Genomic DNA, 12,621 nt, shown 5'->3' on the forward strand with positions numbered 1-12,621 from the left:
GAGTCCATCAGGATTACCCTTGAAAGTGTCAATCTAGCTTGACATTTCGAGTCGTTTCCAAGAGCATCCCAGCAGTTTGGCATTTGGAACGTCTATGGCGAAAACCTTCCCCTTTGCGGCCATCGTGGGTCAAGATGAAATGTGCATGGCGCTGCAAGTGGTCGCCGTCGACCCCACGGTCGGTGGCGTGCTGGTGCTGGGTGACCGGGGCACCGGCAAATCCACCGCTGTGCGGGCGCTGGCCGACCTGCTGCCGCCCATCGAGGTCGTGCTGGGTTGCCCTTACGGCTGCTCTCCCAAAGACAAGCACAGCGGCTGCGAACACTGCGCCGCTCTGAAAACCGACAAGCCCAAAACCGCCAAGCGCCCGGTGCCGGTCATCGACCTGCCGCTGGGTGCCACCGAAGACCGCGTGGTCGGCGCACTTGACCTGGAAAAAGCCTTGTCGCAAGGCGTCAAGCAATTCGCCCCCGGCCTCTTGGCCCAGGCCAACCGCGGCTTTTTGTACATCGACGAAGTGAATTTGCTGGAAGACCATTTGGTCGATCTGCTGATTGACGTCGCCGCCTCCGGCGAAAACCTGGTCGAGCGAGAGGGCCTGAGCGTGCGGCATCCGGCCAAGTTCGTGCTGATCGGCAGCGGCAACCCGGAAGAAGGCGAACTGCGACCGCAGCTGCTGGACCGTTTTGGCCTGAGCGTGGAAGTGCGCACCCCGCAAGACCTCGATTTACGGGTGCAGGTGATCAAGCGCCGCGATGCCTTCGACCGCGACACCGAGGGCTTCAAAGCCGACTGGGAAGCCGACAACACCAAACTGCGCCAGCGCATTTTGAAAGCGCAAAAAGCCGTGGGCCAACTCGAGATCCCCGACGAGCTCTTGCGCTTGTGCGCCAAGCTCTGCCAGGCCTTGGGCACCGATGGTTTGCGGGCCGAACTCACCCTCATGCGGGCCACACGCGCCTATGCCGCCTTACACGGCGCGAAGAAAGTCACGGCGGCGCATTTGCGGGCCATTGCGCCACTGGCATTGCGCCATCGTTTGCGCCGCAATCCGTTGGACGACACCGGTTCGGGCGAGCGGGTGCAACGCAGCTTGGACGAGGTGCTGGCCTGATGCTGGACGCCTGGGACCAGGCGCAACGAGCGCTCTTGTGTTTGCAGGTCGATCCCGTGGGTTTGGGCGGCGTGTGGCTGAAGGCGGGTTTTGGGCCGGTGCGGCAAACCTGGCTCACGCAGTTGCAACACCTCGGCATCAACCTGCAACGCATGCCGCACCACATCGACCATGAACGCATGTTGGGCGGCATCGATTTGTCCGTCACCTTGGCGCAGGGCCGTGTCGTGGAACAACGCGGTTTGTTGGCGCAGGCCGATGGCGGATTGGTGTTGTTGCCGATGGCCGAAAAACTCAGCCCATCCACCTTGGCCATGCTGTTGCAAGCCCAAGACCAAGGCCAAGTGCAGGGGTTGTCCTTGAATAGCCTGCACCCCAGCCGTTTTGGGGTGGTGGCCCTCGATGAATCTTTGGACGACGAACCCGGTGTGCCCCTGAAATTGAAAGAGCGCTTGGCGCTGTGGCTGGATGTGCAAGCCGTGGATTGGCGCGAAAGCGAAGCGCAACTCGCGCCCTTGCCAGCGCACGAATGCCAACACGTGCGCAGCTTGTTGCGCCAAGTGCAAGCCACCACGGTGCAGCAACAAGCCTTGTGCGAAGTGGCGATGGCGCTGGGCGTGGACAACCTGCGGGCATGTTTGTTGGCGCAACGATTGGCCTGTGTGAATGCGGCTTTGCACGAACGCAGCCAGTTGGACGACGAGGACTTGCAGTTCGCGGTGCAAATGGTGTTGTCGCCCCGCGCGACACGCATGCCTGCCAATGCGAACGCAGAACAGCCGCCCGAGCCGCCAGCGCCCGAACCCGACACACCCGACAACGACACCCAGAACGAACCAGATCAATCACCCAGCAGCGAACCCGAAGCTTTGGAAGACCTGTTGTTGGCTGCGGCCATCGCCAGCTTGCCACCGAAGTTGCTCGATCAACTTTTGCTGGGCGGCGCAAAAACCAAACCCCAGAGCAGCAGCGGCAGCAGCGGCCAAGCGCAGCTCTCAAAACAACGTGGCAGGCCTTTGTCGCCGCGCCCGGGCAAACCTGGTGCAGGCGCACGTTTGCATTTGCTGGCCACCTTGCGGGCTGCAGCACCCAAACAAAAACTGCGCAGCCAACACGCTGGTCAACGCATCGCCATCCGAACCGAAGACTTTCATGTGCAACGTTTTGCGCACAAGGCTGCGTCTTGCATCATCGTGGCGATGGACGCCTCGGGCTCGGCGGCCTTGGCCCGTTTGGCCGAGGCCAAAGGCGCGGTGGATATTTTGTTGCAACAGTCTTATGCGCGGCGCGACAGTGTGTGTGTGATCGCGTTTCGCGGTTCACAAGTGCAAACCTTGTTGCCCGCCACGCGCTCCTTGGTGCGGGCGAAAAAAGCCTTGGCTGGTTTGCCCGGCGGTGGCGGCACACCCATTGCCCTCGCGTTGAAACATGCCAGCGAACAAGCGCTGGCTTTGCAACGTGCAGGCATGACGCCCTTGTTGGTGATGCTGAGCGATGGCAAAGCGAACGTCACCCTTGAAGGATTGGGCGGACGCACCCAAGCGCAAGAAGACGCGATGAAATGGGCGCAACAGTGGGCGCGATTGGGTTTTGCATCGCTGTGGATTGACACCGCCGTGCAACCCACGGGCCATGCACAAGAGCTGTCGCAAGCCATGCAAGCGCGTTACCTGCCCATGCCCTATGTGGCCTCGCAACGCGTCGCTGACGCGATTGCTTTCATCCGCTAAGGCCTATGTTCGAGTCGTTCTACCCAGCCCTGTCCTGGGAACAACACCAGGCGCATTGGCCTTTGTCAGAACACAGCCAGTTTGTGAATGCGGCGGGCTTGCGCTGGCATGTGCAAACTTTGGGCGATGGGCCCTTGTTGTTGATGCTGCACGGCTTGGGTGCATCCACCCACAGTTGGCGCGGGATGGCGCCCTTGTTGGCCGCGCATTACCGCGTCATGCTGATCGACTTGCCCGGCCATGCGTTCAGCAGCACGCCTTCTGCACAGGCCGCAGGTTTGCCCGACATGGCGCAGGCCCTGCAGGGATTGATGACGCAACTGCAAACCTGGCCGCAAGTGGTGGTAGGTCATTCAGCAGGTGCCACCTTGGCAGCGCGTTGGTTGTTGAACCACCCGGATCGACCCGCCCCAGATCTGGTGGCCTTCAACCCCGCGTGGTTGCCGCTCTCGGGCGCGGCGCATTGGTTGTTTCCTTTGTCGGCCAAACTGATTTCACTCAACCCCTTGTCGGCCTGGCTGTTTGCCAAAGCCATGCAACAAGAAATGTTTGTAGGCAAAATTTTGAGCAGCACCGGCTCGCACTTGGCAGCCGAGGATGCGGCTTGCTACAAGCTGTTGATGCAATCCCCCTCGCATGTGCAAGGCGTGTTGCAAATGATGTTGCACCACGACTTGGGGTCCCTGCCCCAGCAACTGGCCGAGTTGAAAAGCCGGGTGTTGATCTTGGCTGCTGAAAACGATCAAGCCGTGCCGCACGACCATGCGGTCACCGCGCATCAACGCATCCCAGGCGCAGCGCTCATATCACTTCAAGACTTGGGGCATTTGGCGCACGAGGAAAACCCGCAACTTTGTGCACAGATGGTGTTGCAGTGGTTGCAGGATCTAGCGTGAAAGATATGATGGACGCCATTGAGAAGTTGGAAAACGATGATGAAGCCTTCACAGTCGCTGCAAACCCACCGAGCCGCTATCCGATCTGTGGTTGAGCGTCATCGCGCTTGCAACGCTCGCGTGTTTGGCTCTGTACTTCATGGCAACGACCATGAAGGCAGTGATTTGGACATCCTGATCGACCCGACGCCAGAAACCACTTTGTTTGATATAGGCGCTATTCGACACGAGCTGCTGCAACTGTTGGGCGTTCAGGTTGACGTTGTCACGCCCAATGCGCTGCCGGATTCTTTCCGAGCCAAGGTGATTGCTGAAGCCCGTCCGGTATGAGCCAAGAACAACGTTTAGCCGATTATTTAGCTCATATCCTTGAAGCCATTGAGCGTATTGATACGTATGTCTCTGATTTGGATGAGCTTGCTTTTTTAAAAAGCCATCTCGTTCAAGATGCTGTGATTCGTAATTTCGAAATCATTGGCGAAGCATGTAACAACATTGAGAAGCGTTATTCCAACTTTGCCGCTGAGCATCCGGAATTGCCTCTTTCTTCAGCCAATCAAATGCGCAATGCCTTGGCACATGGGTATTTCAAGGTTGATTTTGAAGTGCTTTGGAAAACCATCCACAACGACCTGCCCCTGCTCTACGATCAGATCAAAGCTGCCCTTCCCAAAGGCTGAAGCTTCAAGGCCCAAAAGGACCGTTGAGTTGAATCGTGCTGTGGTTCAAAAAGCCTGCTGTTGTGACCCACACCAAATAGGGCAGGATCATGAGGCTTGAGAGCTTGGAGATGCGCCACAAACCTAGGATGAGCAGCAACACCGAGGCCCACAGCACATAGAGTTCACTCAGCGCCCAGTCGGGGCGCTTCAGGGTGAAATACAGCCAACTCCACAGCACATTCAACGCGCCATTGACCCCGAACATGAGTCCAATGGCGAGTTTTTGTCTGGCGCTGGTGGCCAGCTGCCACGCACCCCAACCACTGAGGGCACACAGCGTGAAGATGGTGGTCCAGATCGGGCCAAACGCAATGTCTGGCGGCTTCCAGGCTGGCTGCTTCAAAGCGTAGTACCACGGCCCCAAATCGGTGAGCGAACCACCTATGCCTGCCACCAAAAAACTGCAGGCAAAGGCGATACCCAAGCCACCCCAACGCTTGACAGCGCTCATGTGCGAACCATGCCAAACAAGTGCGCCAAATCTTTGAAAAAGATACGCACATGGGCCATGGGTTTTTTGCGCACCAAGACCTTGTTCATGTAGGACTCGAAGGTGAGTTGTTGCACGTCTTTGTCTTCGCAAATCTTCACAAATTTTTCGCGGCGGCGGTCGTTCTGATACCAGAAATACTGCATGATGCCAAGCACCCAAAACACCTTGCCGTGGTCTTTCATGAAGACTTTGCGGGCTTGTTTCAAGTGCACCGGGTTGTTGGTTTCCAGCGCCAGTTGCACCGCGTCAGCAGCCATGCGGCCACAAGCCATGGCGTAGTAAATGCCTTCACCCGAAGCAGGGGCCACCACACCCGCCGCGTCACCGGCCAACACAATGTCGCGGCCGTTGTCCCATTTGGGCAGCGGTTTCAAGGGAATCGGCGCACCTTCACGGCGCAAGGTTTCCACGTCGCTCAAGCCCGCAGTTTCACGCAAACGCGCCACCGCACTGCGCAATGAAAAGCCTTTGTCGGCACTGCCGGTGCCAATGCTCATGGTGTCGCCGTGGGGGAACACCCAGCCGTAAAAGTCGGGGGACAAACTGCCTCGGTAATAGACGTCACAGCGGTCCGGGTCGTAGTCGGGCTGGCCATTGGCCGCACGCACGATCTCGTGATAGGCAAACACGTACTTGGTGCGCTCTGCGCCCTCAATGGTTTGACGCGCCACCTCGGACTTGGCCCCATCCGCGCCCACAATGAAACGCGCTCGCAGGCTTTGCTCTGGGGTTTTGTTGTCCACGCTGCCAATGTGCACCCGCGCCACACCATCGGTGTCGCGTGTGATTTTGGAGAAGGTACCTCGCAAGCGTGTTGCGCCATGCGAACGGGCGCGTTCACGCAACCATTCGTCAAAGCTGTCGCGGTTGACCATGCCGACAAAACCGTTTTCAATCGGGATGTCCACCTTGTTGTCGCTGGGCGAAATCATGCGGGCGCAACGTGCTTTGGCCACCAACAAATGGTCGGGGATTTCAAAGTCTTTGATGCAGCGCGGTGGAATGGCGCCGCCACAAGGTTTGGTGCGGCCTTGGCGGTCCAGCAACAACACCTTCCAACCGCGCAACGCCAGGTCGTCAGCCGCCGTGGCACCTGAGGGTCCACCGCCAATCACGATCACGTCATAGGTATCAGTATTCATGGCCCAACTCCTTGGAATGATGGCTGGCCGGCACAGACAAAGAAGGTGTGCGCGGTGCGTCGTAACGCCCCACCCACACCGCACACGCAGCTGACATGGCAAACATCAGCGCTTCGAAACCAAATACCCACGCATAAGCAGTGCCTTGTGCGTGGACAAACCAATGCGACAAATCGCTGGCACCGGTGCCCAGCAAACCGCCGACACCAAAGGCGATGGCTTGCGCCGCGCCCCACAATCCCATGCGGGTACCGGCGCGGTCTTCACCACCTTGGGTGGCCAAGCGCATCATGGTGGCGATGGCAGCGATGGAAAAACTGCCGTTGGCCACACCCAGCAAAAACACATTGGCCTTCAGCGGCCAAGGTGGCCCAGAAAGACCCGCCATGCACAAACCGACCATGGCCACGCCCGAGACAACACAACCACCGACCATCCAAGATTGCACCGAGCCCATGCGCCCCGCCATCCAGGAACTGCCAGCGAGGGCCACGATCAACATGCCGCACAACACCGCCGAGTGGTGCAGGCCCGACAACTGGGTGGTTTCACCGGGGGTCAAGCCAAACGTCGCACCTGCGAACGGCTCCAAGATCAGGTCTTGGGCGCTGTAAGCCAGCATGGACAAGAACACAAACACGGTGAAGGCTTTGGCCTGCGGTTCGTTCCACACGCTGGCCAAGGCTTGTTTGAAATCTTGTTGATGCACAGGTTTGTTGTCCGTGGACACCAAGCTGCTGGCTTGGCCTTCCAAGCCCCACAAAGCCAAGCCCGTGATGATCACCACCAAGACACTCAGGCTGGCACTGATGTCGAGCAAGCGCTCGGGTGAATAAGGTTGCAACAACTTGCCCACCGTGATGGCGGTGACTGCGAAGCCCACGATCATCATCATCCACACGGCGGTTGCCGCAGGGGCGCGGCGTGTTTCAGCCACCCGCTTGGACATCAAGACCAACAAGGAGGTGCCACAGGCACTGACGCCAAAACCAATCAAGCTGAAGGCCAGCACCGACAAAGCGATGCCTGCTGATAAGTGATCAGCCATCTGCACCGTGGCGACGCTGGCCAAATAGCCACCAGTGGCCAACACCGTCATGCCACCCATCATCCAAGGCGTGCAACGCCGTCCTTGGTCCGCGCCAAAGCCCATGCGCGGTCGCACCATTTGCACCAGGTAGTGAAAGCCCACCAACAAACCGGGCAAGAGCGCAGGCAGCGCCAACTCGACCACCATGATGCGGTTCAAGGTGGAGGTGGTGACCACCACCACCGCGCCCATACAAGCTTGGATCAAACCCAGACGGGCGATTTGCAGCCAAGTGAACCCTGTTGCACTCATGACACCACCTCCTGCAAACCACGCAGCGACCAAGCGCTGACCATCATGCCGCTGACGAACAGCGGCACGCCAAAAGCACTCACGCTCAAGGCTTTTTCCACCGGTTGTTGAATGAAGCGCACCATGAGCGGGAGTTGCGCCACAGTCAGCAACACCACAGCCAAGGCGGCGTTGGGTGAGCCCCAATGCAACAACATGGCCGCCACCGCCCACTGCGCCACCAGCATGAAGCCGCAAGCGGTCCAGGCTGCTTTGGTCACGCCCATTTGCACCGGCAAAGAACGCACGCCCATGAGCGCATCGCCTTGCACGGCTTTGAAATCGTTCAGGGTCATGATGCCGTGCGCTCCCAAGCTGAACAGCAAGGCCAACACGATAGTGTCTTGCGAGGGCATGGCACCGCCCAACATGACGGCCGCACCCGTGACCCAAGCGAGTCCTTCATAGCTGAGTGCACAGGCCGAGTTGCCCCACCAACCATTGGCTTTCAAGCGCACCGGTGGTGCGCTATAAGCCCAGGCCAAGACCAGCCCCAAGCCACTGGCGGCAAAGCCCCAAGGCCCGAGTTGCCAAGCCCACAACAAGGACAACAGCGTCCAAATGACGGCGATGTACAGGCCCCAGCGCCCGGGCATGCGGCCTGAAGGAATGGGACGATCAGGTTCGTTGATGGCGTCGACATGGCGGTCAAACCAGTCGTTCACCGCCTGGCTGGTAGCGCAAACCAAGGGCCCGGCCAGCAAGATGCCACCGATGATGAGCAACCAGTTGTCGCTCAGGGATTGACCGGTGGAGACCATGCCGCAGGCGAAGGCCCACATGGGCGGAAACCAGGTGATGGGTTTGAGCAGCTCGGCGACGGTGGCGAGGTCGGGACGGTTCATGCTGACATTGTGACCATACAAGCCACAATGTCAACTGGGGTTTACACTTTCACACCGCTTCGTTGTCGTCAATGATGCCAAATCGCCGCAATTTGACATACAGGCTTTGCCGGGACAGGCCCAGCATCTCGGCGGCCGAGGCGCGGTTGTTGTGGGTCAGCTCCAGCGCCGACTGGATGCACATGCGCTCGATCATTTCCGTGGTTTCGTTGACGATGTCTTTCATCGGCATGCGCCCCACAAGGTGCGAGAGTTCGGCCACGGAACCGGCCATGCCGCCGGAGGCCGGGGTTTCTTGCTGGCGGCGGCGGCTGGTGTCACGGATGAAAAACGCGAACATTTGGCTTTTGTCGGAGATGGCCACGGCGGAAATATCCACCGCCAAATTCAGGCCAGACATGCTGCGAATGTCGGTGGCAAAGCCGCGCACATTGGCTTGTTGGCGCAAATGGGTGTTGAGCACGCCCCAATCGACGCTGCCGCGCACCAGCCATTGGTCCAAGGTTTGGCCTTGCAACTGCGACTGGGCGGTGGCACCCACCATGGCCATGAACTCGGAATTGACCGAGCGAATTTGGCCGTTTTTATCGGTCAGCACAAAGCCCTCGGGGGCGCGTTGCATGGCTTCTGCGTACAGGGTTTGGTCCGAATCCATCGGGCTGGTGGAGACCGGATCGGCTTGCAGAAAGCGCACCAAAAACTGCGCCCCACCCTCTTGGCGGAACACGGTCACGGTCAGGGTGATGACGTTTTCTGAGCCCAGCAACTTGACCCGACAGACCTCGATGCGCCCGGTGGCATGGGCCATGCGCAGCAAAGACTGCACCTCGTCATGGCTTTGCGGGTCAAAGCATTCGAGCAGGTCGCGCCCCACCAGTCGTTTGGACTGGTCCTTCATCAGCCCCATGGCGGCCACATTGGCCTCGGACACTTTTTGGCTGAGTGCTTCAACCACCATGACGGGATCATTGGAGGTGTCAAACAGAATGCGGTAACGCGCTTCGATGTGGCGCAAGCGCAAATAGTCGCGTTCCATCGATTGCTGGGTTTCCACCAAACGCCGTTGCAGCACAGCAATGGCCCCCAGGTCCCGGCCCAACAGCAAGGTGCGTTGTTCTTTCTCGAAATGCAGGGCCACATACTGGATGGGCAGATCCTCGCCTTGCAGAGAAGGATGGTTGATGTGCCGCCAGCGCATATCGGCATTGTTGCTGGGTACAGCCAGCATTTCCTTGACCTTGGGCACGCTTTCAGGGGTGACCGTGCTCAGCCAGGTCTTGCCGACCCAGGTTTGACAGGACATGGCGGCCAACTCGTTTTTGCGCACAGAAACATCAACCACCACGCCATTTTGGTCCACCAGCAGCGCAATATCGGATGCCACCCCGATCAATTGGGCCAATTTGTCTGCGGTGAAACTGGGAATTTTCATAAAGTAGTAGTTGTTTCTCGGGGCTTCCTAGGTACAAGAGTGTACAGACAGATAGACATGTCAAGCCGTCTGTGCTGATTTCATCTGACATTGACCAATGTCAGTTCAGTTTGACTTCGGCAGCGCACCGCCATGACCAACTCCAGCGCCTTGTCTTGGGCTGCGCGGGCATCTTGGGTGACCAACTCCACCCCCAAGTTCTCGAGCAATTCAGGGCAGGCGGCAACCAAGGGGCCACCCGCCAGTATTTGCAATCGCGGGTTGGCTGAGGACCGCCTGATCTGCTTGACCAGTTGACGAATAGACGGAAGTTGTTGCTCTGAACTGAGGGAAATGGCGAGCAAGTCATACCAATCCGAGACCATTTTTTTCAACAATTCATCAGCCGAATCGCACTCCAGCAGATTGACTTGCCAACCTGTGCGCCGGAAAAACTCTGACAGCATGAAACTGCCCATGGTGTGCTGGGTCTGAAAAGCCCCGACGATGCAGCAACTCAACCCGGCCGCTTGGCTGCTGGCGTTTTTCAAAAACGCCGGGCTTAATTCAAACAACAGGTGCCGCAAACGGGCATAGGCCAAGCTGCCCGTGGCAAAGTCCATCAAATCATCACACCACCATTGACCCACCAAGCGCGCCGCTGGGGTGATGCCATCCAAATAGACATCCTCAATATCAACACCGGCTGCCAGCCATTGGTGGACCAATTCGGAGGTTTGTTGACTGCCAAGCAAGCTGGCCTGACACAAGGCCTGCACATGCTGCATCTGAAGTTGGCCGTGCTGAACAGGCCCTGACTGCAAGGGCTCATTCAAGGTGTGCAGCAACACGCGGCCCACCCCAAAGGGTGAAGCCGACGGCGACAGATGGAAGGGGTGCAGACTGCTTTGCATGGCAAAAACTGGTGTGAAGCTTCTCAATTCACAGACGGCGTAGTTTTATCTGTAATTTTGATCCGCCTCCTATGGAAAACCCTAGTTTTGTAAACAAATAAATACGTCAACTTGGGTTGACAGATTGGCAAGTGCCCCCTAAAGTCAAAGCACACCAAAAGCCATCAACCCGACATGACCCCAACCCGCCCACCCAACCACCTGCTGTACACACCGGAACAAAAAATCCGGCGGGACGCATCCGTGTGGACGCTGGTGCAAGGCATCTTGGCCCCGGTTCAATTCCTGATTTTTTTAATAAGCCTGTGGCTGGTGGTGCGCTGTTTGATGACCGGCGAAGGCGAAAACCTGGCCTTGTACTCGGTGGTGGTGAAAACCATCGCCCTCTACACCATCATGGTCACCGGCTGCATTTGGGAAAAAGTGGTGTTCGACCAATACCTGTTTGCCCACGCCTTCTTCTGGGAAGACGTTTTCAGCATGTTGGTGCTGGCGCTGCACACCGCGTACTTGTGGGCCTGGTTCACCGGCAGCTTGTCGGCGCAGCAGCAACTCTGGCTGGCCTTGGCCGCCTACGCCGCCTACCTGATCAATGCCGCGCAGTTTGTTTGGAAACTGCGTGCAGCGCGTTTGCAGGCTGAAGCCATGACGCTCAGCCCCTCACTGACTGAAGGAGCCTCCGCATGAGCCCGGTCATCCCGATCCGCAGCGCCACCAGCGAAGCTTGCGCCCCAGACATCACCACCGAACGCGGCCAGCGCGAGGTGTTTTGCGGCCTGACCGGCATCATTTGGTTGCACCGCAAAATTCAAGACGCGTTTTTCTTGGTGGTGGGTTCCCGCACCTGTGCCCACCTTATTCAGTCTGCCGCAGGCGTGATGATTTTTGCCGAACCTCGTTTTGGCACCGCCATCATCGACGAGCGCGACTTGGCGGGTTTGGCCGATTGCAACGAAGAGCTCGACAAAATCGTCGCTGATTTGTTGGAACGCCGCCCCGACATCAAGCTGCTCTTTCTGGTGGGCTCTTGTCCTTCCGAAGTCATCAAACTCGATTTGTCCCGTGCCGCCTACCGCCTGAGCACCCAATACGGTCAAAACGGCGGCGTCAAGGTGCTGAACTACTCGGGCAGCGGCATCGAAACCACCTTCACCCAAGGCGAAGACGCCTGCTTGGCAGCCTTGGCCCCCACCTTGACAACCACAGCAACCGAGCAGAAAAAACTGTTGGTGGTGGGCACTTTGGCCGATGTGGTGGAAGACCAGTTCCGCAGCTTGTTTGGCAAGATGGGCCTGCCCGACGTGGACTTCTTCCCGCCGCGTCGCAGCACGCAATTGCCCAGCGTGGGCCCCGGCACCGTGTTCTTGTTGGCCCAACCGTTTTTGGCCGACACCGCCCGCGCTTTGGAAAACCTGGGTGCCCAACACCTGCCCGCGCCCTTCCCTTTGGGTGCCCAAGGCACCACCGCTTGGTTGGCAGAGGCTGCTCGGGCTTTTGGTGTGACCAACGAGGTATTTGAAGCCGCCATCGACGCACCCCGCAAACGCGCGGTCCAAGCCATCAGCAAACACCGTCCCGAATTGCAAGACAAAAAAATCTTTTTCTTCCCCGATTCGCAGTTGGAAATCCCGTTGGCGCGTTTTCTGCACCACGAGTTGGGCATGCATCTGGCCGAAGTCGGCACACCTTATGTGCACCGCAAACACCTGGACGCCGATCTGAACCAACTGCCCGCCAACACCCGCGTGGTGGAAGGCCAAGACGTGGAATTGCAACTCGACCGTTGCCGCGCTGCCAACCCCGATTTGGTGGTCTGCGGTTTGGGTTTGGCAAACCCCTTGGAGGCCGAAGGCTTCACCACCAAATGGGCCATTGAATTGGTGTTCACACCGATCCAAGGCTACGAGCAAGCAGGTGACTTGACAGGCTTGTTCAGCCGTCCCCTGATTCGTCGACTCAAACTGGTCGCCTGA

13 protein-coding genes are annotated in these 12,621 nt (G+C 58.4%); 7 read left to right on the forward strand and 6 right to left on the reverse strand.

Annotated elements, in window-relative coordinates; genetic code table 11:
• Nucleotides 1–94 precede the first annotated feature (94 nt).
• From bchI to AC8GFP_RS11325, 5 genes are read left to right on the forward strand one after another with little or no spacing between them, the layout of a single operon-like run.
• Complete coding sequence (gene bchI / locus AC8GFP_RS11305) at nucleotides 95–1,114, forward strand: magnesium chelatase ATPase subunit I (RefSeq protein ID WP_506613232.1); 1,020 nt, start codon at nucleotides 95–97, stop codon at nucleotides 1,112–1,114.
• Entirely contained in the window at nucleotides 1,114–2,844 is a 1,731-nt protein-coding gene (locus AC8GFP_RS11310) for a magnesium chelatase subunit D (protein ID WP_506613234.1), read from the forward strand. Before bchI ends, AC8GFP_RS11310 begins: the two co-directional genes overlap by 1 nt.
• Before the next feature lie 5 nt (nucleotides 2,845–2,849).
• The gene (gene bchO / locus AC8GFP_RS11315) at nucleotides 2,850–3,740 is read left to right on the forward strand and encodes an alpha/beta fold hydrolase BchO (RefSeq protein ID WP_506613236.1); all 891 of its coding nucleotides are present in this window, start codon (nucleotides 2,850–2,852) and stop codon (nucleotides 3,738–3,740) included.
• A 39-nt stretch (nucleotides 3,741–3,779) separates the two neighbouring features.
• A complete protein-coding gene (locus AC8GFP_RS11320; RefSeq protein WP_506613238.1) occupies nucleotides 3,780–4,070 on the forward strand; it encodes a nucleotidyltransferase family protein in 291 nt (96 codons plus the stop codon).
• A complete protein-coding gene (locus AC8GFP_RS11325) occupies nucleotides 4,067–4,420 on the forward strand; it encodes a HepT-like ribonuclease domain-containing protein (RefSeq protein WP_506613240.1) in 354 nt (117 codons plus the stop codon). The genes AC8GFP_RS11320 and AC8GFP_RS11325 overlap by 4 nt, the downstream gene beginning before the upstream one ends.
• A 4-nt stretch (nucleotides 4,421–4,424) precedes the next feature.
• Here AC8GFP_RS11325 and AC8GFP_RS11330 read toward each other — a convergent pair whose 3' ends face one another.
• The 6 genes from AC8GFP_RS11330 to AC8GFP_RS11355 form a co-directional block, all read right to left on the reverse strand.
• Nucleotides 4,425–4,913, reverse strand: coding sequence for a TspO/MBR family protein (locus AC8GFP_RS11330; RefSeq protein ID WP_506613242.1), 489 nt, complete (start codon nucleotides 4,911–4,913; stop codon nucleotides 4,425–4,427).
• Nucleotides 4,910–6,097, reverse strand: coding sequence for a geranylgeranyl diphosphate reductase (locus AC8GFP_RS11335; protein ID WP_506613244.1), 1,188 nt, complete (start codon nucleotides 6,095–6,097; stop codon nucleotides 4,910–4,912). Before AC8GFP_RS11335 ends, AC8GFP_RS11330 begins: the two co-directional genes overlap by 4 nt.
• A complete protein-coding gene (locus tag AC8GFP_RS11340; RefSeq protein WP_506613246.1) occupies nucleotides 6,087–7,439 on the reverse strand; it encodes a BCD family MFS transporter in 1,353 nt (450 codons plus the stop codon). The genes AC8GFP_RS11335 and AC8GFP_RS11340 overlap by 11 nt, the downstream gene beginning before the upstream one ends.
• Nucleotides 7,436–8,323, reverse strand: coding sequence for a chlorophyll synthase ChlG (gene chlG, locus AC8GFP_RS11345; RefSeq protein ID WP_506613248.1), 888 nt, complete (start codon nucleotides 8,321–8,323; stop codon nucleotides 7,436–7,438). Before chlG ends, AC8GFP_RS11340 begins: the two co-directional genes overlap by 4 nt.
• 49 nt (nucleotides 8,324–8,372) lie before the next feature.
• Complete coding sequence (gene ppsR, locus AC8GFP_RS11350) at nucleotides 8,373–9,755, reverse strand: transcriptional regulator PpsR (protein ID WP_506613250.1); 1,383 nt, start codon at nucleotides 9,753–9,755, stop codon at nucleotides 8,373–8,375.
• 80 nt (nucleotides 9,756–9,835) lie between these two features.
• Complete coding sequence (locus tag AC8GFP_RS11355) at nucleotides 9,836–10,648, reverse strand: cobalamin B12-binding domain-containing protein (protein ID WP_506613252.1); 813 nt, start codon at nucleotides 10,646–10,648, stop codon at nucleotides 9,836–9,838.
• A gap of 174 nt (nucleotides 10,649–10,822) precedes the next feature.
• Here AC8GFP_RS11355 and bchF point away from each other — a divergent pair, with 174 nt between their 5' ends.
• Complete coding sequence (gene bchF / locus AC8GFP_RS11360; protein WP_506613254.1) at nucleotides 10,823–11,335, forward strand: 2-vinyl bacteriochlorophyllide hydratase; 513 nt, start codon at nucleotides 10,823–10,825, stop codon at nucleotides 11,333–11,335.
• The gene (locus AC8GFP_RS11365) at nucleotides 11,332–12,621 is read left to right on the forward strand and encodes a ferredoxin:protochlorophyllide reductase (ATP-dependent) subunit N (RefSeq protein ID WP_506613256.1); all 1,290 of its coding nucleotides are present in this window, start codon (nucleotides 11,332–11,334) and stop codon (nucleotides 12,619–12,621) included. Before bchF ends, AC8GFP_RS11365 begins: the two co-directional genes overlap by 4 nt.

This window comes from Limnohabitans simekii (SeqCode) (genome assembly GCF_965234735.1).
Taxonomy (GTDB): domain Bacteria; phylum Pseudomonadota; class Gammaproteobacteria; order Burkholderiales; family Burkholderiaceae_C; genus Limnohabitans; species Limnohabitans simekii.

Coding starts and splice junctions, on each gene's coding strand:
- bchI (WP_506613232.1), top strand. CDS start 95: ATGGCGAAAACCTTCCCCTTTGCGGCCATCGTGGGTCAAGATGAAATG.
- AC8GFP_RS11310 (WP_506613234.1), top strand. CDS start 1,114: ATGCTGGACGCCTGGGACCAGGCGCAACGAGCGCTCTTGTGTTTGCAG.
- bchO (WP_506613236.1), top strand. CDS start 2,850: ATGTTCGAGTCGTTCTACCCAGCCCTGTCCTGGGAACAACACCAGGCG.
- AC8GFP_RS11320 (WP_506613238.1), top strand. CDS start 3,780: ATGAAGCCTTCACAGTCGCTGCAAACCCACCGAGCCGCTATCCGATCT.
- AC8GFP_RS11325 (WP_506613240.1), top strand. CDS start 4,067: ATGAGCCAAGAACAACGTTTAGCCGATTATTTAGCTCATATCCTTGAA.
- AC8GFP_RS11330 (WP_506613242.1), bottom strand. CDS start 4,913: ATGAGCGCTGTCAAGCGTTGGGGTGGCTTGGGTATCGCCTTTGCCTGC.
- AC8GFP_RS11335 (WP_506613244.1), bottom strand. CDS start 6,097: ATGAATACTGATACCTATGACGTGATCGTGATTGGCGGTGGACCCTCA.
- AC8GFP_RS11340 (WP_506613246.1), bottom strand. CDS start 7,439: ATGAGTGCAACAGGGTTCACTTGGCTGCAAATCGCCCGTCTGGGTTTG.
- chlG (WP_506613248.1), bottom strand. CDS start 8,323: ATGAACCGTCCCGACCTCGCCACCGTCGCCGAGCTGCTCAAACCCATC.
- ppsR (WP_506613250.1), bottom strand. CDS start 9,755: ATGAAAATTCCCAGTTTCACCGCAGACAAATTGGCCCAATTGATCGGG.
- AC8GFP_RS11355 (WP_506613252.1), bottom strand. CDS start 10,648: ATGCAAAGCAGTCTGCACCCCTTCCATCTGTCGCCGTCGGCTTCACCC.
- bchF (WP_506613254.1), top strand. CDS start 10,823: ATGACCCCAACCCGCCCACCCAACCACCTGCTGTACACACCGGAACAA.
- AC8GFP_RS11365 (WP_506613256.1), top strand. CDS start 11,332: ATGAGCCCGGTCATCCCGATCCGCAGCGCCACCAGCGAAGCTTGCGCC.